This is a genomic window from Nocardiopsis deserti (assembly GCF_008638355.1).
In the GTDB taxonomy this organism is placed as follows: domain Bacteria; phylum Actinomycetota; class Actinomycetes; order Streptosporangiales; family Streptosporangiaceae; genus Nocardiopsis; species Nocardiopsis alborubida.
This window is the reverse complement of sequence record NZ_VWVS01000033.1, coordinates 1-21,249: the sequence shown is the minus strand read 5'-3', so window position 1 is coordinate 21,249 and position 21,249 is coordinate 1. Positions and strand designations below refer to the sequence as shown.

Annotated in this window: 16 protein-coding genes and 2 pseudogenes; 8 read left to right on the top strand and 10 right to left on the bottom strand. The window is 72.2% G+C overall.

Annotation, left to right across the window (positions count from 1 at the left end; all coding sequences use genetic code 11):
- Window positions 1-387: 387 nt before the first annotated feature.
- Window positions 388-798 (bottom strand): RidA family protein, encoded by a 411-nt coding sequence (locus FYW99_RS30520; protein WP_150255878.1) that lies wholly within the window; start codon window positions 796-798, stop codon window positions 388-390.
- Between the two features lie 82 nt (window positions 799-880).
- Between FYW99_RS30520 and FYW99_RS30515 the strand changes: the two genes are divergently transcribed.
- From FYW99_RS30515 to FYW99_RS30500, 4 genes are all read left to right on the top strand, one after another.
- A complete protein-coding gene (locus FYW99_RS30515) occupies window positions 881-1,264 on the top strand; it encodes a winged helix-turn-helix transcriptional regulator (RefSeq protein WP_150255876.1) in 384 nt (127 codons plus the stop codon).
- A gap of 111 nt (window positions 1,265-1,375) precedes the next feature.
- Window positions 1,376-2,008 carry a DUF2461 domain-containing protein gene (locus FYW99_RS30510; RefSeq protein WP_150255874.1) on the top strand — a complete coding sequence of 211 codons (633 nt, stop codon included), beginning with the start codon at window positions 1,376-1,378 and terminating at the stop codon, window positions 2,006-2,008.
- A 234-nt stretch (window positions 2,009-2,242) separates the two neighbouring features.
- Window positions 2,243-3,295 carry a hypothetical protein gene (locus FYW99_RS30505; protein ID WP_223839822.1) on the top strand — a complete coding sequence of 351 codons (1,053 nt, stop codon included), beginning with the start codon at window positions 2,243-2,245 and terminating at the stop codon, window positions 3,293-3,295.
- A gap of 334 nt (window positions 3,296-3,629) precedes the next feature.
- Window positions 3,630-5,201: an alpha/beta hydrolase gene (locus tag FYW99_RS30500; protein ID WP_150255872.1), complete on the top strand. Its 1,572-nt coding sequence runs from the start codon at window positions 3,630-3,632 to the stop codon at window positions 5,199-5,201.
- A gap of 252 nt (window positions 5,202-5,453) precedes the next feature.
- Here the strand turns inward: FYW99_RS30500 and FYW99_RS30495 are convergent, their stop codons facing one another.
- From FYW99_RS30495 to FYW99_RS30465, 7 genes and pseudogenes are all read right to left on the bottom strand, one after another.
- On the bottom strand, window positions 5,454-6,851 hold the full coding sequence (locus tag FYW99_RS30495; protein ID WP_150255870.1) for a hypothetical protein: 1,398 nt from the start codon (window positions 6,849-6,851) through the stop codon (window positions 5,454-5,456).
- A complete protein-coding gene (locus tag FYW99_RS30490; RefSeq protein WP_223839820.1) occupies window positions 6,848-7,561 on the bottom strand; it encodes a class I SAM-dependent methyltransferase in 714 nt (237 codons plus the stop codon). Before FYW99_RS30490 ends, FYW99_RS30495 begins: the two co-directional genes overlap by 4 nt.
- Window positions 7,558-8,226 (bottom strand): TIGR04282 family arsenosugar biosynthesis glycosyltransferase, encoded by a 669-nt coding sequence (locus tag FYW99_RS30485; RefSeq protein ID WP_150255865.1) that lies wholly within the window; start codon window positions 8,224-8,226, stop codon window positions 7,558-7,560. Before FYW99_RS30485 ends, FYW99_RS30490 begins: the two co-directional genes overlap by 4 nt.
- Entirely contained in the window at window positions 8,223-8,993 is a 771-nt protein-coding gene (locus FYW99_RS30480) for a glycosyltransferase family 2 protein (RefSeq protein ID WP_150255862.1), read from the bottom strand. The genes FYW99_RS30485 and FYW99_RS30480 overlap by 4 nt, the downstream gene beginning before the upstream one ends.
- A gap of 18 nt (window positions 8,994-9,011) precedes the next feature.
- On the bottom strand, window positions 9,012-10,133 hold the full coding sequence (locus tag FYW99_RS30475; protein ID WP_150255860.1) for an NAD-dependent epimerase/dehydratase family protein: 1,122 nt from the start codon (window positions 10,131-10,133) through the stop codon (window positions 9,012-9,014).
- A 64-nt stretch (window positions 10,134-10,197) separates the two neighbouring features.
- Window positions 10,198-10,635, bottom strand: a pseudogene (locus tag FYW99_RS32695) (DsbA family protein); the annotation flags it as partial.
- Between the two features lie 123 nt (window positions 10,636-10,758).
- Entirely contained in the window at window positions 10,759-11,724 is a 966-nt protein-coding gene (locus FYW99_RS30465; RefSeq protein WP_150255858.1) for an oxidoreductase, read from the bottom strand.
- 468 nt (window positions 11,725-12,192) lie between these two features.
- Here FYW99_RS30465 and FYW99_RS30460 point away from each other — a divergent pair, with 468 nt between their 5' ends.
- The 4 genes from FYW99_RS30460 to FYW99_RS30445 all read left to right on the top strand — a co-directional run bounded on the left by FYW99_RS30460 (window position 12,193) and on the right by FYW99_RS30445 (window position 17,403).
- Window positions 12,193-13,776 (top strand): FAD-dependent monooxygenase, encoded by a 1,584-nt coding sequence (locus tag FYW99_RS30460; protein ID WP_150255856.1) that lies wholly within the window; start codon window positions 12,193-12,195, stop codon window positions 13,774-13,776.
- 231 nt (window positions 13,777-14,007) lie between these two features.
- Window positions 14,008-14,583: a TetR/AcrR family transcriptional regulator gene (locus FYW99_RS30455; RefSeq protein ID WP_223839819.1), complete on the top strand. Its 576-nt coding sequence runs from the start codon at window positions 14,008-14,010 to the stop codon at window positions 14,581-14,583.
- Window positions 14,584-15,139: 556 nt separating this feature from the next.
- On the top strand, window positions 15,140-16,633 hold the full coding sequence (locus FYW99_RS32690) for an FAD-dependent monooxygenase (protein ID WP_150255854.1): 1,494 nt from the start codon (window positions 15,140-15,142) through the stop codon (window positions 16,631-16,633).
- A 56-nt stretch (window positions 16,634-16,689) separates the two neighbouring features.
- On the top strand, window positions 16,690-17,403 hold the full coding sequence (locus FYW99_RS30445; protein WP_223839817.1) for an SDR family oxidoreductase: 714 nt from the start codon (window positions 16,690-16,692) through the stop codon (window positions 17,401-17,403).
- Between the two features lie 192 nt (window positions 17,404-17,595).
- On the opposite strand, the gene FYW99_RS30440 is transcribed toward FYW99_RS30445, so the two are convergent.
- Both FYW99_RS30440 and FYW99_RS33150 read right to left on the bottom strand, forming a co-directional pair.
- Window positions 17,596-20,370 carry a type I polyketide synthase gene (locus FYW99_RS30440; RefSeq protein ID WP_223839830.1) on the bottom strand — a complete coding sequence of 925 codons (2,775 nt, stop codon included), beginning with the start codon at window positions 20,368-20,370 and terminating at the stop codon, window positions 17,596-17,598.
- A gap of 60 nt (window positions 20,371-20,430) precedes the next feature.
- Window positions 20,431-21,243, bottom strand: a pseudogene (locus FYW99_RS33150) (acyltransferase domain-containing protein); the annotation flags it as partial.
- Window positions 21,244-21,249 lie beyond the last annotated feature (6 nt).

Sequence of the window (21,249 nt, the reverse complement as noted above, 5' to 3'; positions counted from 1 at the left end):
GAGGAAACCCCCGGTGCTCTGGTCCTGTGTGCTCCTGTCTGTCTGCCTGGGCAGACACCGGTGCTCTGACCCGCTCCCGACCGCAGTTCGGGTGCTGCGGCCCGGTGGGCGGCACCGGTGCAACCACTACCGTTCCCTCACGAACAACACCAAACTCCACAGAGCGAATTTTTGTTGTCGCACGGCAAGTATCAGCACAAGAGGGCTCTCATCAGCAGGCAAGGGGCACGCGAGGGGCGGTCTCGCCCATGGAACGCCAGCGGTGGTCCGCCCCGCCCGTGACCACCGCGGGAAGGCGCTCCCGGGCTTCGCACCCGGCCGGGTCGGCGCCCCAGGAGGTACGCGGCCCCCGTGAAGGCTGGGGGCCGCGCCCGGTGGTGGTGGCCGTCAGTCGAGGATGGCCGTCGCCTCGACCTCGACGAGCACGTCGGGTTCGAAGAGGTAGTCCACGCCGATGAGCGACGACGGCGGAAGCGGCGTCGGGAGACCGGTCTCCTCGGCGACCTCCGCGACCCCGGCCATGAAGGCGTCGATCTTGCCGGGCTCCCACGCCGTGACGTAGAAGGTCAGGCGCAGGACGTCGTCGAAGGTCGCTCCCGCTCCGGCCAACCCCGTCGCGGTGTTGCGCAGCGCCTGCGCCACCTGCCCGGCGAGGTCGCCCGGGGCCACCGGGGTCGCGTCGGCGCGGCGGGCGATCTGTCCGCTGACGTGCACGTGGCGCGTACCGGTGCTGACGGCGACGTGGTGGTACGGGGCGGGCTGCATCATGCCCTCGGGGGTGAAACGCTGAACGGTCATTCCTGTGTCCTCGCAACTGGTTCCGAATAGGTCTAATGTTGATACCTGGTATAAGAAGGAAACTGCAACGAGACTAGGTGTCATGACGGATACCGGGCAGGCAGCCCACGACGGCCTCGGGATCACCGCGCCGCACCGCGAGCTCCTCAACCAGGTCCTGGACAAGTGGTCGATGGAGGTGCTCAACGTGCTCTGCGAGCGCCCCTCGCGCTTCAACGAACTGCGCCGCGCGATCCCCGCGGTGACCCAGAAGTCGCTCACCGCGACCCTGCGCCGCCTCGAACGCAACGGCATCGTCCACCGCGCGGTCGTCGGCTCGCGGCCGGTCGCCGTCGAGTACCGGATCACCCCGCTGGGCAAGACGCTCCGGCACCCGGTGGACGTGCTGCTCGACTGGATCTCGGCGCACGCACCCGAGATCGAGCGGGCACGCGAGCGCTTCGACCTCGAACAGGACGGCGTGTGAACCCCGGTTCACCCCCGGCGGGTACCGGGGGCTGGCGGTGGCGGCCGGGTTCGGGGAACCGCCGCGGGGGTAGGACGGCGGGCGCGCGTCCGCCACCGCAGGAGGAGAGGGATGGACTTCACCGGCTTCACCGAGGAGACCTTCGCGTTCTTCGACGGCCTGGCCCGGGACAACTCCAAGGACTACTTCCACGGCCACCACGAGGTGTACGTGCGCGCCGTGCGCGAGCCCGCGCGCGCCCTGGCCGAGGCCCTGGAGGAGGAATTCGGCCCGATGAAGGTGGGCCGCCCCAACCGCGACGTGCGCTTCTCCCACGACAAGAGCCCCTACAAGACCCACGTGGGGCTGGTCAGCCAGTCCCAGGGGTCGGTCGGCTACTACCTCCAGCTCGGCCCGGAGGGGCTCTCGGCGGGCGCGGGCTACCACGCGATGTCGGGTGCCCAGGTGGAGCGCTACCGCGACGGCGTCGACGACGAGCGCCAGGGTCCGCGACTGGCGCGGATCGTCGAGGAGCTGACGGCCCGGGGCTTCGACATCGTCGGCGACACCCTCAAGACCCACCCCCGCGGGTACAGCGGCGACCACCCGCGCGTGCACCTGCTGCGCCACCGCTCCCTGGGGGCCGAGCGCCACGTGGAGCGCTCCGACGTACCGCTCTCCGCGAAGCTCCTCGACACCGTCCGCGCCGACTGGCGGGCCACCGGCCCCCTCATGGACTGGCTCGACCGGCACGTCACCAGCTGAGCCCGCCGCGCGGCGACGGGCCGCCGGACGCGGGCTCCCGCCACGCACGGGGGCGCGGTCGGCCCGGTATGCCCTGTTCAGGCGCTCATGCCGGAGGCCCCCGCAGCGGGGGCGGGTGGTGTGGAGGCGCGGGCAGCCCTCCTCCCGGGGCGCGGTGGTATCTTTCCCCCAACGACCTACCTGATCCGCAGGGGAGTCCGCGCTCGCGCGCGCCCTGACCACGGAGCCAGGCCCATGCACCCCTCCCCCGCCGTCACCGGCCCCACCGTCCAGTGGGACATGCTGGAGGGCACCGTCCCGCGCGGCCTCCTCGGACTGAGCGACCCGAACGTGCACCGCGTCGGCGACCGCTGGTGCATGTTCGTCGGCGGTTTCTCCACCTCCTTCCGCAACCGCCTGTACCGGGCCACGCTGCCGGTCGGCGCGGACGTGCGCCTCACCGGCTGGCGGATCGACGCCTCCGCGCACGGCCGCCCCCTCCCTCTGGTCCCGGACGCCCCACGCGGTGCCTGGGACGCCGGGGGGACGCACACCCCCTGCTACGTGCCGCCGCACCGGAGCGCGCCCGCACGCGTCTACTACGCCGGGCGGCGCACCGCCCGCCACCACGGACCCGGCAGCCTCTACTCGATCGGCGTCCTCGAACAGCGGGCCGACGGCTCGTGGCGCCGCCGACCGCACCCGGTGCTGAGCGGTTCCACGGACCGCCCCAGCGTGCTGGAACCCGCCGTCATCGCCGTCGAGGGTGGTTACCGCATGTGGTTCCTGGCCGCTCCCCACGAGGTGGGCCCCGGTGAGCAGCCCGACTTCGAACTGCGGGTCGCCGACAGTGCCGACGGCCTCCGCTGGTCCGCGTCCCGCACGTTCGCGACCCGCGGGGAGGGCTTCTTCGACAACGCCCTGCACCGCGGCCCCGACGGCTGGACGATGCTGCTGGCCCGGGGCACCAACCTGCACGGCACCACGCCCTTCCCCGACCAGGGGCTGTGGGCGACGCGGGCGCAGGCCCCCGCGGCCGACCGGGCGGCGTGGTCCCCGCCGGTCCGGATCCTGGACACGGACCGGCCCGCGACGCCGCGCTGGATGGGGCGGGGCGTCTGCGGTCCCAGCGTCGCGGCCACCGGGGACGGAGCGCTCCTGGTCTTCTTCACCGGCACGCACGCGGCCCGGCCCTGGTGGCGGGAGGCCGCCGGTCGCGTCGCCGCCCTGCGCCGCCCACCCGTGCCCGCCCCGTACTTCCTCGCCACGGGCGGGGCCCGGCTCACCCTCCCCGCTGAGGAGGCGTGAGCCCGAGCCCTCCCCCTGCCGTGCGGCCCGGCCCGCCGCTCCGGGCCGTGCCCGCGCGCGGCGCCCGGCCCCCGTCGCACACCGACACCACCCACGAACGATGTGCGCCTGTCACGGTTTTTCCGTGAGGTTCGCACCGTCATCCCATGACACGTTGTCACTGGTGGACTCGGCGGAGTGACAGCAGGCTGGGCACGTGCCTCCGGCGACGGCGGTCACGGCCCTTCCGCGACGGACGGAGGGGCGCCGTGCCAGCGGGAGCGCCGGTGAAATCGACATCCAGGAGGCTGGAGACATGGGACGAAGGCGGAACGCGGGCCGAAGCCTGCCCCCGATGGTGGCGGTATGTCTGGCCGGTTCGCTGGTCGTGGCGGCACCGGCCACGGCCGACGAACGGGGCGAGGCGCCGACGACGGAGCTGGCGTGGGGCGCCTGCCCCGAGGACGTCCCGGACGGGACGCACCCGCTGGAGTGCGCCACCGTGCCGGTGCCCGTGGACTACGACGACCCCGAGGGCGCCGGGATCGAGATCATGGTGTCGCGGCTGGCCAGCACGGTCCCGGAACAGAGGCGCGGCGTGCTGCTGCTCAACCCCGGCGGCCCGGGCGGGTCCGGGCTGTCGATGCCCGCGGACCTGGCCTCCCTGGGCATGCCCGCCAGTGTCCTGAACAGCTACGACCTGATCGGCATGGACACCCGCGGGGTCGGGCACTCGTCCGCGGTGAGCTGCGGCTTCACCACCGACCAGGAGTACTTGGGCAACATCCCGCCCTACGCGGTCGACGAGGCGGCGGTCACCGGACAGGCCGCGATCGCCGAGGCGGTCGCCGACCAGTGCGCGCAAAGCGACGAGATCGGGCTGATGCGCCACATCTCGACGGCGAACATGGCCCGCGACCTGGACCGGATCCGGGCCGCGCTCGGCGAGGAGGAGGCCAGCTACTTCGGGCTGTCCTACGGGTCGGCGCTGGGTGCCGCCTACGCCTCGATGTTCCCCGAGAGCACCGACCGGATCGTGCTCGACAGCAACATCGGCGACACCTTCCTCGACTACGACGGCATGCGCAGGTACGCCCTGGGCTTCGAGGAGACCTTCCCCGACTTCGCCGCGTGGGCGGCGGAGCGCGACGGCAGCTACGGCCTGGGCGGCTCGCCCGAACAGGTGCGGGAGACCTACTTCGAGACCGCCGAGCGGCTCGACGAGGAGGGGCCGGTGGCCGGTGTCAACGGCCACGTCTTCCGGCTGGCCGTCTTCGCGGGGTTGTACAACGAGCGGAGCTACGGGCGGACGGCGCAGCTGTGGCAGTCGGTGCGCCTCGCGGACGAGGAGGCGGTGCGGCGGCACATGGACGGGCACGGGTTCGGCGGCGCCGGTGCGGCAGCGGGCGAGCTGTCGCCCGGCGACAACCCCTGGTCGGTGTTCCTCGCGACGACCTGCAACGACGTCGAGTGGCCCGAGGACCTGGCCACGTACCAGGAGGGCGTGGCCGAGGACCGGGAGAGGTACCCGATGTACGGCGCGGCCACCGCCAACGTCATGCCCTGCGCCTACTGGAACGACGCACCGTCCGAGCCCGCCGTGGAGATCACCGGGGAGGGCCCGGGCGACGTCCTCATCATGCAGAACCTGCGCGACCCGGTCACGCCGCACCTGGGCGGGGTCCTGCTGAACGAGAAGTTCGGCCAGCGTTCCCGCCTGGTGAGCGTCGACGACAGCGGTCACGGCACCTACGTCTACGGCGACAACCCCTGCGCCTGGGACGTGGCCACGAGCTACCTGGTCGACGGCGAGTTCCCGGAGCGGGACGTCTCCTGCGGGGCGTCCGGGTCCTCCGGCCTGGGACTGGACGAGGAGGCACAGCGGTCGCGGACCGAGACCCTCGGCCAGCTGCGCGACAACGCCTGAACACCCGGTGGGGGTGACCGCCGCCCCCGAATCCTGAGGGGCGGGACGACATCGTTCGTTCCGCTCCTCGGCGCTCCCCCCGCGTCCGGTCGCACCCGGGGACGCCCGGCGTGCGCCCGCTGTGCGCCGACTTCGTCTACCCAGGTCCGGTCGCGCACGGAGACGCCCCCGGCGCGCCACGGGCGCGTTCCTTCGCCGGTGCCCGCGAGGACGCCGGGGGCTTCGGGCACCGGCCCCGCGGAGCGCACCGGTTCACCAACCGGTGAGCAGCAGGTGGTTGACCGCGAGCGCCGTGGCCGCCTGGACGGCCAGCCAGGCCCTGTGGTGGCGGCCCGGCAGGAGGGCGGCGGCCGGGATGAGCCACAGCACGAACGGCAGCCAGATGCGCTCGGTCTCGCCCTTGCTCATCCCCGACAGGGTGGCGGCGGTGATCGCGCACAGTGCGGCGGCCACCAGCAGGGCCGTCGTCGCGGTCTCCCGGGACGGCGAACGGCGCAGGCCGCGCACCGCCCCGGGCAGCCGCGCCAGCGCCCGGCGCAGACCCGCCGCGGTCGCGAGTCCGGTCGTCAGGCACGCGACGGCCAGGTTCGCCCAGACCCAGTAGCCGTAGGGCCGGACCGACGCCAACCCCTGGTAGTAGCGCTCCACGAGCAGCCGGTAGCCCTCCCACCACCAGAAACCGGCCGCCGTGAAGGCCGCGGCGACGGCCAGGGCGCCCAGCAGCGCGTAGGGCAGGGGGCGCGCGGTCCGCGCGCACAGGAGTACCGCCACGGCCGGGATCCCCATGAGGACGAGCCCGTAGGACAGGTACACCGACCACCCCAGGAGCAGACCGGCCGCCAGCGCGGTGGCGCGCGGCGCACGCGCGTCGGGCGCCGCGGCCACGGCGAGCAGGGCCAGGCCCCACGCGGTGACCGCCGCGAAGTACCCGTCCGCCGACGTGCCCACCCACACCGCGGCGGGCAGCAGCACGAGGAACGGGGCCGCCCTGCGCGCCGTCGACTCCGCACCGAGCGCGCGCACCGCGACCAGGACCGCGGCGGCGGCCGACCCGCCGACCACGACGCACCAGAGCCCGGCCCACGCCCCGCCGCCCAGACCGACCCGGTCCAGCGCGACGAACGTCAGGACGGCTCCCGGCGGGTGCCCGGCCACGTGCGTGGGCCAGTTGTCGGGCTGCCCGATGAGGATGTGCCGGGTGAACGTGCTCAGCGCGGCGCCCACGTCCTGGAAGCGGTCGACCGAGGACAGGTACTCGTGGGGGGACAGCAGGCGGCTGACGATCCCGTGCCGCCAGCCGTCGACCAGCGCGAGCGCGATGGTCCAGAGCGTGGACGCGGCCCAGACCGCCCACACCAGGGCGCGCCAGGGCAGGGCGCGCGCCGCCGCGGGCCCGCAGGCCACCACCGCCGCCGCCAGGGCCAGGGCGGGGACCGTGCCGGGCCCCGCGTGGGGGAACCAGGACGCGTACAGCGGCGGCCAGTCCACGTGGAGGACGCCGTGGGCGCGTTCGATCCGGGTGCCGACGACGGCGGCCGACGCGAAGAGGAGCACGGCCAGGGCCGCCACGGACAGGTCGGCGCGCAGACCCGTCCGGGAGGCGCCGACCGCGTCCCGGACCTCGCGCTGGCGGAGTTCGGGCCGCGTCACGCCGTCACCGCGGGACAGACGCGTCCCGGCGTCGGGTTGCCCCGCGGCGCGCGCAGTGCCGCGAACCGGCGTCCCCGCACCTGCCAGGCCTCCGACCACTCCCACCCTGCCCCCCGCGCGCACCGCCGCAGGGCTTGGAGCCCGAGCCGCGCCCACGGGAACGGGGCACCCGGTTCCCCCCGTCCGTCGGTGACCTGCACCGTCACGCACTCATGGACCTCGTGGGCGGCGGTCTCGACGATGAGCAGACCGCCGGGCAGCACGACCTCCCGCATCCGGGCGAGCAGGTCCCCGGGGGCTCCGCCGATACCGATGTTGCCGTCGACCAGCAGCGCGGTACGCCAGGCGCCCTCGCCGGGCAGGGGATCGAACACCGAGGCGCACACCGCCCGGCCGCCCGCCTCGACCGCGCGCGACACGGCCACGGGGTTCATGTCCACGCCCAGCGCCGTGCGGCCCCGGGCGGCGAGCGCGACGACCATGCGCCCGGGCCCGCACCCGGCGTCCAGGGTGTCGCCCTCGGAGCGCTCCAGCACGCTCTCGTCCGCGGCGTCGGTCTCCCCGCACCAGCGCTCGACGTCCAGGCGGAGCATCCACCCGTCGGGCCGTCGCAGGAAGAGGGGACCTCGGCCGTTGGCGAGCGCCTGGGAGTAGGGGTCGCACAGCCACGGAGCCGACCTCGTGTCGATCCCGGTCTCGGTCGTGCTCACCGCCGGCACCCCGCTCTCCCGAGCCCGACGGCCCTGCCGAAGCGGCTGTCGGGGACGAGTGAGGCCACCAGCGCGGCGTCGCGGGGCGTGTCGACGTCCGTGAGCACGTCCAGACCGCCCACGCGCAGCCCGGCGCCGACCAGCCGCGCGTGCTGGAACCGTCCGGTGTGCTCCGTCGACATCGGGACGCCGCGCAGCAGGCGGGGGTCGGGTTCGGCCAGGCCGAGCGCCCAGAAGCCCCCGTCCTCGCTCGGGCCGAACCACGCGTCGACGCGCTCCCACGCGTCCGGGGCCAGGGCGGGCGCCAGGAGCTCCCCGGTCACCTGGGGGGTGTCCATGCCGATCAGCAGGGAGGGGCCCGAGCACCGGGCGAACGCCTGCGCGAGCCGTTCGTCGAGCCCGCCGCCCGCCTGCGGGACCACCTCGAACCCCGGCGGGAGCCAGGGGCCGGGCCTCCCCTCCAGCACCAGGAGCCTCCTGCGCGCGGGCAGCGAGCGCACCGTGTGCAGGGTGTCCGCCAGGGCGGCCTCGGCGAGCGCGGCGGCCTCCCGCGGCGAGTACTCGGGGGTCAGCCGTGTCTTGACCCGCCCGGGAACGGGTTCCTTGGCGATCACCAGCAGGGTGGTGTCCCCTGCCGGGAGGCCGGGCCCAACGGTCCGGGTCATGGCCGCCCTCCCCTCGCGCGCGCACCCTCAGAGACCGGCGGCTCGCGCAGCACCCCCGTCATGTCGCGCACGGCGGTCCACGTGCCGCGCCACGTCCCCGTCACCTTGGAGGCCCCCGACCTGGGCAGGTAGGGGACGTCCACCTCGTCGACCCGCCACCCGGCGTCGGCGGCGCGCACGACCGTCTCCAACGGGTAGCCCGAGCGCCGGTCGGTCATCCCCAGCTTGAGGAGGTCGACCCTGCGGGCGGCGCGCATCGGGCCGATGTCGCGCACCCGCACCCCGGTCCGCGAGCGCAGCATCCGCGCGACGACGGCGTTGCCGATCCTGGCGTGCGCCGGCCAGGTTCCCCTGCGGACGGGGCGCCGCCTGCCCACGACCAGGTCCGCCCCGCCGACCCGTACCCGGTCCACCATCGCCGGGAGCAGGGCGGGGTCCAGGGAGGCGTCGCAGTCGCAGAAGCAGACGAACTCGGCGGTCGCGGCGGACAGGCCCGCGTGGCACGCCGCGCCGAAGCCCCTGCGCGGTTCGGAGACGACGAGGGCTCCCAGCTCCGACGCGATGTCGGCCGATCCGTCCGTGGACCCGTTGTCCACGACGATCGCCCGCCACCCCGGGGGGACGCGTTCCATGACCCAGGGCAGGGCGGACGCCTCGTCCAGGCAGGGCAGCACCACGTCGACCGGTGGCGGCGGGGCGCCGCCCGCCGTGTCGGGCGACGCCTGCGCCGGTTCGTCCTGGCCGTACTCGTGTGGTTCTCTGATCACCCTGGTTACGCTACGAAGTCATGTGGACACAGGGCGGGAAAGGCGGTCGCGACACGCGGACACACCGGCCTTCGGCACTCCGGATCCGGCCGAACCCCGCAGTTCGGCACGGGCGAACTCGGCCATCCCCTCGGCGAAACCGACCCTCGGCCGCCAGGACAGCTCCTCCATCAGGCGGCCGGAGGAGGCGGTGATGTGCCGGACGTCGCCGAGCCGGTACTCGCCGGTGACGCGGGGTTCGGGGCCGCCGTGCGCGTCCGCCAGCGCCCGGGCCATCTCGCCGATGGTGTGCGGCGTCCCGCTGCCGGTGTTGAAGGCGGACAACTCCCCCCGGGCCCTGCCCGGCACGGCCTCCAGCGCCGCCACGTTGGCCCGCGCCACGTCGCCGACGTGCACGAAGTCGCGCCGCTGGCGGCCGTCCTCGAACACGCGGGGCGCCTCGCCCCGGGCCAGCGCCGAGCGGAAGAAGGAGGCCACGCCCGCGTACGGGGTGTCGCGCGGCATCCCCGGTCCGTACACGTTGTGGTAGCGCAGCGACACCGCGCGTCCGCCGACGGCCCGGGCCCACGACGCGCACAGGTGCTCCTGCGCCAGCTTCGTGGTGGCGTAGACGTTGCGCGGGTCGCTCGGCGCGTCCTCCCCCACCAGGCCGGGCACGAGCGGGGCCGCGCACCGGGGGCACGGGGGGTCGAACACGCCCGCCCGCAGGTCGGCCTCCGCCCTCGGGCCGGGACGGACGTCGCCGTGCTCGGGGCACGTGTACCGCCCCTCCCCGTAGACGACCATCGAACCGGCCATGACGATGTCGCGGACCCCGGCCCTGGCCATGGCGGCCAGCAGGACCGCCGTGCCCAGGTCGTTGCAGCGGACGTAGTCGGGGGCGTCCAGGAAGTCCGGCGAGCCCAGTCCCACCATCGCCGCCTGGTGGCAGACCGCGTCCACGCCCCTCAGGGCGCGCCCGACGGTCTCGCCGTCCCGGACGTCGCCCACGACGTCGACGGTTCCGTCCTCGGTGTCCCTCCCGTTGTGGGCCTGGGGCAGGTAGGCGTCGAGGGTGACCGCCTCGTGCCCGGCCAGGCGGAGTTCCTCCGCGACCCTCGATCCGATGAACCCGGCACCACCCGTGACCAGTACGCGCATGCGTCCAACCTACGTTTCGCGCACGCTCCGTCACGGGTTCCGCCACGCACGTCGGGGCGTCGGCGCCGACGGACGCTTCGGCCCCGGGGTCCTGGGACTCGCCCCGCCCGGCCTGGGTCTCGTACATCCGGACCTGCGTCCGCTCCAGCGCGCCCTGCTGGGCGGCGGCGGGCTCGGCGTTGGTGTGCCCGGGCATGGGGAAGCAGCGGATGACCGCGTTGATCCGTCCGTCGCAGCCCTCGCGGATCCGCTCCATGACCGGGAACCGGGCACGGCAGGCCTCGCACTCGAAGTCGAGGGGCTCCACGACCGTCACCGGCGCCTCCTCCACCCGGTCGGGGTGGCGGCTGTCCTCGCGGACCAGGATTCCGGCCGGTGCGGTGGGCACCGTAGCGGTGGTGTGGCCGAGGTGTTCGGCGGCCACCCGGCAAGGTCCGCTCGGGCCTCCGGTCGCCGCGCGCCCACCGTCCGCGGCCAGGACGCGGCCGTGGACGGTGGGCACCGGAAGACGACGCGGCTCCTTCGGATCCACCCTGCCGGAAAGGTCCGGCTGCCGCACGGTGCGCCGTGCGGGCGGTGGCCTGCTTGGGCGCCGGTTCCATGGCGGTGGCGCTGGCGCACGCCGCTACGAGGACCTCAGCCCGGCGAACTGGTAGACCACACCGGTGAGCCGCTCGGAGGCTTCCCACAAACGCTTCTGCTGGGCCTCGTCGTAGGAGATGTCGCTGGAGTCGGTCAGTTTCGGAGGACCGGTGAACTCGCCGACACCGGACGGGCCGTAGTACTGCGCCCCGCTGACCTTGGGGTCGGTGGCCGCGAGCAGGATGGGCAGCGTGGCCGCGTCGACGGGGTGCGCGAACCACGAGTTGATCAGCCTGAGCCGCGGTGTCACCATCACCTTCATGAAGCCAGGCGCGTACTGGTAGAGATCCGTACGGGAAATGCCCGGGTGCCCCGCCACGGAGAGGGTTTCGGACCCAGCCGCCCTGAGTTGTCGCTGAAGGTGGTAGGTGAACATCAGATTCGCCAGTTTCGACTGGGCGTAGGCACCCATGGCGTTGTACTTACGGTTCCGCCATTGCAGGTCGTCGAAGTCGATGGTGCCCTGGCGGTGGCCGCTGCTGCTGACCGTGACGATCCGCGAGTCCTTCGCCGCGAGAACCCGGTCGAGCACCAGGCCGGTGAGTGCGAAATGACCCAGGTGGTTCACGCCGAACTGCTGCTCGAACCCCTCCTTCGTACGGCCGAGAGGGGGGATCATCAGACCCGCGTTGTTGATCAGGAGATCGATGCGTGAGTGGTTCTCACGCAGTCGCTGGGCGGCACCGCGCACCGAGTCGAGCGAGGCCAGGTCGAGTCCGAGGGTCTCGATTTCGGCTCTGGGCACGACGGCGCTGATCTGCTTTGCGGCCGCGGAGGCCTTTCGGGCGTCACGGCAGGCCAGGACCACGGAAGCCCCACGACCGGCGAGAACGCGGGCGGCTTCCAGTCCCAGACCGGTGTTGGCCCCGGTAATGACGACGATTCGCCCGCTTTGGTCCGGTATCTGATCCGCTGTCCACCGGTGGCTCTGGGCGCTACGGGAGGGCATGTCCGTCTCCATGATTGGTTTGGCGGGAGGGGTGGTCCGCACTTCGGGCCGGTCCGGCGACCCGTGAACCACCGGCAGGTGGGAGGTGTGGCTAACTCCGCGAGACGTTCGCGTGGCGGTCGATGCCGTAAATCCTGAGCCGAGCCCCGACACAGCGGTATCCGGCTCACATGCGCAGAATATACGGGACGGCCATCCCGATTGTCTAGGGCGCGTTGTGCGCGCCTCTGGTTCGCGCCACGCAAGCCCTCCTTTAGCCGATTTTCAGAACCGGCTGCTTCATTGGGGCCGTAAGTAAAGGGCACGACCTTCACGGAACGGCCAACCAGGTGCAACCGGGCGTCCTCGACGGCACGGCGCGAACCTCCGGCAAGCCGTCCGGGGATCGGCTCCCCCGGTTCCGAGACGGAACCGCCAGTCGTGCAGGGCCTCCCGCGCACCACCCGACAGCGAGGGAGAACCCCACCGATGCATGATGTCGTCATCTCCGGTGCCGGCCCGAACGGGCTGATGCTGGCCTGCGAACTCAGTCTCTCGGGCATCCGCCCCCTCGTGCTGGAGAAACTGCACGACCGTGGAAGGCGCATCCGCGCGCAGGGCCTCGTCGGGACCGTCGTCCAGGTCCTCGACTACCGTGGCCTGTTCTCCCGCATGAGCGACGCACCCGCACCCGAACCCACCCCGTTCTTCAACTTCGCGGGGCTTCCCCTGGACCTGCGCGCGTTGGAGGACAACCCCCTGCACGTCCTCACCGTTCCGCAGCCAGAACTCGAACGGACCCTGGAGGAACGGGCCCTGGAGCTCGGCGTGGACATCCGCCGCGGCCACGAACTTCTCGACCTGTCCCAGGACGAGGACAGCGTGACCGTGGAGGTACGCGGACCGGACGGCGACTACACCCTCACCGCGGGTTACCTCGTCGGCTGCGACGGAGCCCGGAGCACCGTGCGCAAGCGCGCCGGCATCGGCTTCCCCGACACCGGCAACCAGGACCTCATCTCCCGAGCAGCCGATGTCTCCCTCCCCGAGTCGTATGTCGGCGGAATCGCGGCGATGGACAGCCTCCTCCAGGAAAGCGCCTGGTTGGAGATGCCCGAGCGCGGCAGGGTACCGTTCGGGTTCACCCGCACCGACACCGGTTACTTCGCCATCGGCACGTTCCTTCCCGGCCGCTACGTCGTCGGTACCGTCGAGTGGGGCCGCTCCGCCATCGACAGGGACGCACCGATGACGGTAGAGGAGATGCGCGAGAGCACGGCGCGTGTCCTGGGAGAGGACCTGCCCATGGAGCCTCTTCCAGGCGACCCCGAGGACTACCGGCTGCACCGCCTCATCGGTGACACCCGCCAAGCCGACCGGTACCAGCTCGGCAGGGTCCTGCTCGCCGGTGACGCCGCGCACGTGCACCACGCCGCGAACGCCCCCGGCCTCAACCTGGGGCTGCAGGACACCGTCAACCTGGGATGGAAGCTCGCCGCCCGTATCCACGGCTGGGCTCCGAAGGACCTGCTGGACACCTACCACTCCGAGCGCCAGCCCGTGGGCGCGCGCGTCCTGATGCAGACCCAGGCACAAACCGCTCTCATCTTCCCTGGGCCCGACGTCACCGCCCTGCGCTCGGTGTTCACCGAGATGCTCAAGGACAAGGAGAACCTTCGCTACATCGCCAGGCTGATGTCGGGCGCCGACATCAGATACGACATGGGGACCACCGCGGAAGGCGACCCCGAGCACCCGGCCGTGGGCCGCTGGGCACCCGATTTCACGGTCACGACGCCGCACGGTGAGCAGCGCCTCTCCCGGATCATGCACACCGCCAGACCGGTGTTGATCGACCTCACCGACGGCTCGGGGGTGACGGACACGGTGAGCGGTTGGAAGGACAGGGTCGACACCGTCCAGGGCGCCCCTGCGGAGAACGCCCCGGCCCGTGCCCTCCTGGTACGCCCTGACGGCTTCGTCGCCTGGGCCACCGACGCCACGGCCCCAGGCGAGGACGACCTTCGGGGCCTGCGCGACGCGTTGGCCCGCTGGTTCGGAGTCGGCCGATGACCCCCTGGCACTGAAACTCCGTTCGGTCGGCTTCCTGAGCGTCCCCCGTTGGCCCGGGGGGCGCTCCCTCCCGTCCTCCGCCCCGTCACCGCCCCCGTCCCGGCCCCTCCCACGGGTATTGTCGATGGAGGGATACCCTGGAGTCCTGGTAGCGGCGACCCCGACCGATCACCAGGAGAACGCACCACCTCAAGAGCGGACCGTGGAATGGGCAACGATCACGAAAGATCCGTGGCGAACCCCTCTGCGGAACGCCCCCTGCGCGCCGACGCCCGCCGCAACCGCGAGCGTGTCCTCAAGGTCGCTCAGGAGGTGTTCGCCGCGGAGGGGCTCTCCGTGCCCGTACACGAGATAGCCCGGCGTGCCGGGGTGGGCACCGGCACCGTCAGTCGCCATTTCCCGACCAAGCACGAGCTGTTCAAGGCCATCCTGGTGGAACGCCTCGACCGGTACGTCCTGAAGGCCGAAGCCCTCATGGACAGCGAGGACCCGGGAGAGGCGTTCTTCTCCTTCTTCTCCTTCGTGGTCCTGGAAGGCGCGATGGACCGGGGGCTGACGGAGGCGTTGAGCGAACCGGGGTTCGACCTGGCCGTCATCACCTCCGACCCCGACCACGACGTCATGGAATCCCTCAACCGTCTCCTGGTGCGCGCCCAGGCCGCGGGGACGGTCCGCGACGACATGGAGATCGCCGACATCAAGGCCATCCTGGTGGGCTGCCTGTCCCGGCACCCCGCCACGGACGACGGCTCAGCGCAGCGTCGTCTCGTCGAAATCGCCTGCGAGGGTATGCGTACCCGTCGCTGACGCCGCCTCGGACGGTCACGCCCCGTGTCCGCAGGGGGTGTTCCCGTGGTGTCCGCGCGTGGCAGGTTCTCGGGCAAGCGCGTCCGTGCCCCGTGGGCGGGTCCGCGTCGGGTCGGTCGCCCCGTCCGCCACTCCCATCGGCACGCCGTGCCCGTGCTCGATCCCACCGGACGTGCGCTGAAGGTCCTCCACCGGTGTGGCGCGAGCGGCATCCGCCTCCCTTCGGGAGCGGCGGCCAGGGTCCCGCGGCGGGTGACGTTGACAGCGGCCTCGCTCCCGTTGCCGCCGTTTCCGCCCCGGCCAGTCGAGGGACGGCCGCGGGCCACGACCACGGCCTCTCGTCCGGGTCGCGACTGAAGGGCGTCCAACGTCCGCCTTCCCCGGGCCCCGCGGAGCCGGCCACCGCCGCCCAGGCCCGCTTAAGAAGCGCTCAGGTGTGAACTTAGCCGGGTCGGCGACGCTGCGGCCAGGAGCACTCGGGCGCGTGGGCGCCGGCGCTTCCGGCCACACACGTTCGAGAGGTGCCGACCACCCAACACCGCGCAGAGGAGTCCTCATGAGCCAGGCTGTCATCGTCGTCGGCGGCGGCCCCACAGGGTTGATGCTCACCGCAGAGCTGGGGATCGCCGGTGTACCGGCCATCCTCCTGGAGCGGGAGCCCGAACCCAGGTGGTGGTCCCAGGCGTTCGCCATCCACACCAGCACCTACGAGATGTTCAAACAGCGCGACCTGGACCGCTACCCCGACGCCCCCCGGTTCCAGAACTACAACTACGGCTTCCCCGGTATCGTCGCCATGGACGAGTCCAACATCCCGCGCATCGTTCCCCAGCGACTGGTGGAGGGCCTGCTGTCGGACCGGCTCGCCGACCACCCGTCCGTGGAGGTCCGCCGCGGCCACGAGCTGCTCGATCTGGCCCAGGACGCCGACGGCGTCACCGCCACCGTCCGCGGGCCCGAGGGCGAGTACACGCTGCGGGCCCCTTACCTGGTGGGCTGTGACGGCGGACGCAGCAAGGTCCGCAAGATCGCCGGTATCGGGTTCCCCGGCACCGACGCGACCCTGTGCGGGCGCACCGGTGACATGGAGATCCTCAACGAGGAGTACAGGGACGGGATCGCGCCGAAGGTCCTTCCCAAGGGGCTGTGCGCGGTGATCAAGCACCCCGACGAGCCGGGCCTGTTCCGCGGCACCGTCATCGAGTACGACAGCGAGCGTCCGAGCGAGGACGTCCCCATGACGGGCGAGGAGTTCCGCGAGGCGTTCCTCAAGGTCACCGGGATCGACCTGAAGATCGGCCGGACCGGCTGGCTCACCCGGTTCGGCGACGCCGTCCGGCACGCCTCCGACTACCGCGCCGAGCGCGTGTTCATCGCGGGCGACGCCGCCCACCTGCACTTCCCCTCCGCTGGTCAGGGCCTCAACACCGGCATGCAGGACGCGATGAACCTCGGCTGGAAGCTGGCTGGTGTGATGAACGGCCACGTCTCCTCCGAGATCCTCGACACCTACCACAGGGAGCGCCACCCGGTCGGTTTCGAGACCTGCGTGTATCCGCAGGCCCAGGTGGCGCTGATGCATCCCTTCGAACGTTCGGCGCCGCTGCGTCAGCTGTTCGGCGAGCTCATGCAGTTCGAGGACGTCAGCCACTACCTCGTGCAGCGTTCGTCGGGCTTGGGCATCCGCTACGCCATGGAGTACCCGGACGACGTGGCCGTGGACCACCCGTTGCTGGGCCTGCGCATCACCGATCTCCCGCTGGTCACGGACGACGGCGAGACGAGCACGGCGCGCCTGCTGCACGCCGGTCGCGGCGTCGTCCTCAACACCACCGGCGACCCGAAGGCCACCGCGGGCCTGTCGGGATGGGAGGACCGCGTCGACACGGTCGTCGCCCAGCCGGTCGAGGCCATCGACGCCGCCGTGCTCCTCATCCGCCCGGACGGGCACATCGCCTTCGTCGACCCCGACGGCGAGCACACCGGCGGTCTCACCGCGGCTCTGAACACCTGGTTCGGCGCGCCCTCGGTCGTGCCGACCCCGGCTTGACGCCACCGCACCACAACCGTTCAGCACGTCCACGCGGGAACAGTAGGGAGAGTCAGTTGCCGGGAATCGAGAACCAGAAGGTCGTGCTCATCGGCGGCACGATGGGCATGGGGCTCGCGGCGGCCGTGGCCGCCGCGGAGCGGGGCGCGCACGTCGTGGTGGCCTCACGCAAGCAGAGCAACGTCGACGAGGCCCTCGAACAGCTGCCCGCGGGCAGCGAGGGGTTCGTGCTGGACGCCTCGGACGAGGACGCCGTCCGGGAGTTCTTCCCGAAGGTCGGCCCGTTCGACCACCTCGTGTTCACCGCCGGGACGCACGTGTCGTTCACGGCCTTGTCCGACGTCAGCCTCGCGTACGCCCGCGCGTGCTTCGAGGACCGCTTCTTCATGCCGTTCATGGCGGCCAAGTACGGCAGCCCCCACCTCCGCCCCCACGGGTCGATCGTGCTGACCTCCGGGGTCGCGGCGGCACGGCCCGCGGCGGGGGTCGTCGTCCACTCCAGCACCTCCGGGGCCGTGGAGACGCTCACCCGCGCTCTGGCCGTCGAACTCGGACCGCTGCGGGTCAACGCGGTCCGGGTCGGACCGCTCCAACGGTCTCTGGACGACGACCCCGAGCGGGCCGAGCTGTTCGAGGCGATCCTGCGACGGCTGCCGGTGGGGCGCTTCGGGCAGTGGAGCGAGGTCGGCGCCGCCTACGTCCACCTGATGGAGAACGGGTACGTCACCGGGTCGGTGATGGACCTGGACGGAGGGTACGTCCTGGTCTGACCCCCGGGCGGACGGCGACGGACACGGAGCCGCCCCCGAAGCAGAACGGGCTCGGTCGGCCCGCGGTGGTTCCGCGGGCCGGCCGAGCCGTTTCACGCGGCCGGTGGTCCGGCGGTGAAGGCACCGGGTCACCGCCAGGGGCGCGCCAGCCAGCCGTGGGCGGCCCGCGCACGGCATGCGCGGGCCGCGGGGTCAGGAGTCCGCCGACATCCCCAGCTCGTTGTCCAGAACGTCGAACAGTTCGTCGTCGGTGGCCTCGCTCAGGTCCTCCTCGGTGTTCTCGTCGATCCCGCGGGCGGCCTCCGTCCACTGCCGCAGCAGCGCCTGGAGCCGCTCGGTGACGCTGTCGTGCCCGCCGTCGGCCGCTGACGCCGAAGCCAGAACCGCCTCCAGGCGGTCGATCTCGGCGAGCAGCGTGCGTTCCGTCGTCTCCTCCTCCGGGACCAGGCGGGTCCGCAGGTACTCGGCCAGTGCCGTGGACGTGGGGAAGTCGAACACGAGCGTGGACGGCAGCCGCAGGCCGGTCGTACCGGACAGCCGGTTGCGCAGCTCGACCGCCTTGAGGGAGTCGAACCCCAGGTCGAGCAGTCCGCGCTCGGACTCGACCGCGGTCGGATCGGTGTGCCCGAGCACGGTGGCGACCTGTGTCCGGACCAGCTCCAACACGGCCGTGTGTCGTTCCGCCGTGTCCAGGGCGGCCAGTCGGGCCGCCAGACCCGCCTCCTCCCCGGCCGGTGCCTCGGCACGCCGCAGCGGGACGCGGACGAGGTCCGCGAACATGGGCGGCAGGCCGCCCTGACGTGCCAGTTCGCGCAGTGAGGCTGTGCTCAGGCGTACCGGGACCACCGCGGGGTGCTCTGCGGCGACCGCGGCGTCGAAGAGGGCCAGGCCCTGTTCGTTGGTCATCGGGGCTATACCGGTGCGGCGCATGCGGGCGACGTCGGCCTGGTCCAGGTGGCCGGTCATACCGGTGGACTCGGCCCACAGGCCCCAGGCCAGCGACGTCGCAGGCAGACCGTCCGCGCGCCGCCGTTGGGCCAACCCGTCCAGGAACGTGTTGGCCGCCGCGTAGTTCGCCTGCCCCGGATTGCCCACCACCCCCGCGATCGAGGAGAACAACACGAACGCCGACAGATCCAGGTCCCGGGTGAGCTCGTGCAGGTTCCACGCCGCGTCCACCTTCGGACGCAACACCCCCTCCAACCGCTCAGGAGTCAGCGCGGAGACCATCCCGTCATCCAACACACCCGCACAGTGCACCACCCCCGTGAGCGGATACTCCTCGGGAACCTCACCCAACAGAGCCGCCAACGCCTCCCGGTCAGCCGCATCACACGCGACCACCCGCACCCGAGCACCCAACCCGGCGAGCTCAGCCTCCAACGCCTCAGCGCCCTCAGCCGCCAAACCCCGACGACTGGTCAACACCAGACTGCGCACCCCGTGCCCCACCACCAGATGACGCGCCACCAAGCCGCCCAACGCACCCGTACCACCGGTGACCAGCACAGTCCCCTCGGTGTCCAAGCGCGAGGCTTCGGCCACGACCGTCCCGGACACACGCACCAGCCGTGGTGCCAGCAGTTCCCCGTGGCGGACCGCGACCTCGGGCTCACCGCTCTCCACCACCGCGGGCAGCAGGTCGAACGCGTCGTCCCCGTCGACGTCCACCAGGACGAAGCGGCCGGGCTCCTCGCTCTGGGCCGCGCGGACCAGACCCCGCACCGCCGCCTGCGCCAGATCGGTCACCCGGTCGCCACCCGTCCCCGTCTCGACGGCTCCCCGGGTGACCACCACCAGGCGGGCGGCGGTGTAGCGGTCGTCGGACAGCCAGAGCTGGAGTGCTTCGAGGACCTCGCGGGTGGTGGACCTGGTCGCGGTGACCGGGTCCGTGTCCGACGCCCCGGGGCACTCCAGGACCACGATGGACGGCACGGAGCCGTTGAGCTGGTCCAGGGTGGGGTAGGGTCCCGCCGCGCGGTCGGTGAACGCCCCGGACACCGGAGTCCACTCCACGCGGTACAGCGGGTCACCGCCACCGGTCGCACCCAGTCTGTCCGTGGCTATGGCCCTGACCGAGAGCGCCGCCACGGATGCCACGGGGGCACCCTCGGTGTCCGTGGTGGTCACCGCGAGCCCGCCGTCCTCAGTGGGAGACAGGGTGACCCTGAGCGCGGACGCCCCCACGGCGTGCAGAGACACCCCCCGCCACGCGAAGGGCAGGGGTACCGTCCCGGGTTCGCTGTCGGCGCCGCTCCCCACGAACGGGTGCAGAGCGGCGTCGAGCAGGGCCGGATGGATGCCGAACCCCTCGGTACCGGTGCCGTCCGGAAGAAGGATCTCGGCGTGGGTGTCGTCACCGAGCCGCCATGCGGCACGCAGCCCCTGGAAGGCGGGGCCGTACTCGTACCCGCGCATGGCCAGGTTCTCGTAGAACTCGTCCAGCGCGATCGGTTCGGCGCCCTGCGGCGGCCACACACCGGACCGCGGGTCCACGGCTTCCCGTGCACGGGTGAGCGCGCCGTCGGCATGGCGTGTCCACGGCCGTTCCTCGGCACCGTCCACCCGTGAGTGGACGCTCACCGGTCGGCGTCCGGCGTCGTCCTCGCTGCCCACGAAGACCTGGATCTGGACCTGCCCCTGTTCGGGCAGGACCAACGGGGCCTCCAGCGTCAGCTCCTCCAGATGCGCGCGGTCGACCTGTTCACCCGCGTGCAACGCCAGTTCCACGAACGCGGTACCAGGCAACAGCACGGTGCCCATCACCGCGTGGTCAGCCAGCCACGGATGCGTCGCCAACGACAACCGCCCCGTGAAGACCAACCCCTCCCCACCGGCGAGCGGTACCGCCGCGCCCAGGAGGGGATGGTCGGACGTGGCCAGCCCCAGGCCGGTCACGTCACCCCTGGAGACCGGTGCGTCCAGCCAGTACCGCTCGCGCTGGAAGGCGTAGGTCGGTAGATCCACGGTGGCGGACACCGGAACCGTGGAACGCTCAGGGAACCAGTCCGGAGACAGACCCGCGGTGAACGCGCCCGCCAACGCCGTCAACCACTGACGCACACCACCCTGATCACGACGCAACGTCCCCAAAGCCGCAACCACCGGCGCCCCCGCCACCACCTCAGCGGTATCCCCGACCGCAGTCGTCAACACCGGATGCGGACTGCACTCCACAAACGCGTGATGCCCCGACTCCACCAACAACGCCACCGCAGAAGAGAACCCCACCGGACTCGCCAGATTCGCGTACCAGTACTCCGCATCCAACTCCGGACCTTCGAGAAACTCACCCGTCACCGTGGACAGGAACGGAACCTCCGCCGAGCCGGGCCGGACCGGACCCAACCGGTCCAGGATCTCCTCCCGCAACACCCGCACATGCGGCGAATGCGAGGCATAATCCACCGGGATCACCCGCGCCCGCACCCCCTCGCCCTCACACTCACGGACGAACCGGTGCACCTGGTCACGGTCACCCGCCACCACCGTCGCACCCGGACCATTCACCGTCGCCACATGCACATCCGAGAACTCCCCGGACCTGATGCGCTCGGCCACCTCGTCCTGACCGAGAGGGATGGACGCCATCGCTCCCGTCCCCGCCAGACGACGCAACGCGTCCGCACGCAACGCCACCACCCGCGCCGCGTCCTCCAACGACAACACCCCACTGATATGAGCCGCCGCGATCTCCCCCTGCGAATGACCCACCACAGCATCCGGACGCACCCCGTGGTGCTCCCACAACCGCGCCAACGACACCATCACCGCGAACAACGCGGGCTGAACCACCTCCACCCGATCCAACCCCGGAGCCCCCTCGGCCCCCGACAACACCTCCAC

Coding starts and splice junctions, on each gene's coding strand:
- FYW99_RS30485 (WP_150255865.1), bottom strand. CDS start 8,226: ATGACCCGGACCGTTGGGCCCGGCCTCCCGGCAGGGGACACCACCCTG.
- FYW99_RS30505 (WP_223839822.1), top strand. CDS start 2,243: ATGCACCCCTCCCCCGCCGTCACCGGCCCCACCGTCCAGTGGGACATG.
- FYW99_RS30475 (WP_150255860.1), bottom strand. CDS start 10,133: ATGCGCGTACTGGTCACGGGTGGTGCCGGGTTCATCGGATCGAGGGTC.
- FYW99_RS30520 (WP_150255878.1), bottom strand. CDS start 798: ATGACCGTTCAGCGTTTCACCCCCGAGGGCATGATGCAGCCCGCCCCG.
- FYW99_RS30510 (WP_150255874.1), top strand. CDS start 1,376: ATGGACTTCACCGGCTTCACCGAGGAGACCTTCGCGTTCTTCGACGGC.
- FYW99_RS30460 (WP_150255856.1), top strand. CDS start 12,193: ATGCATGATGTCGTCATCTCCGGTGCCGGCCCGAACGGGCTGATGCTG.
- FYW99_RS30465 (WP_150255858.1), bottom strand. CDS start 11,724: ATGCCCTCCCGTAGCGCCCAGAGCCACCGGTGGACAGCGGATCAGATA.
- FYW99_RS30515 (WP_150255876.1), top strand. CDS start 881: ATGACGGATACCGGGCAGGCAGCCCACGACGGCCTCGGGATCACCGCG.
- FYW99_RS32690 (WP_150255854.1), top strand. CDS start 15,140: ATGAGCCAGGCTGTCATCGTCGTCGGCGGCGGCCCCACAGGGTTGATG.
- FYW99_RS30500 (WP_150255872.1), top strand. CDS start 3,630: ATGGTGGCGGTATGTCTGGCCGGTTCGCTGGTCGTGGCGGCACCGGCC.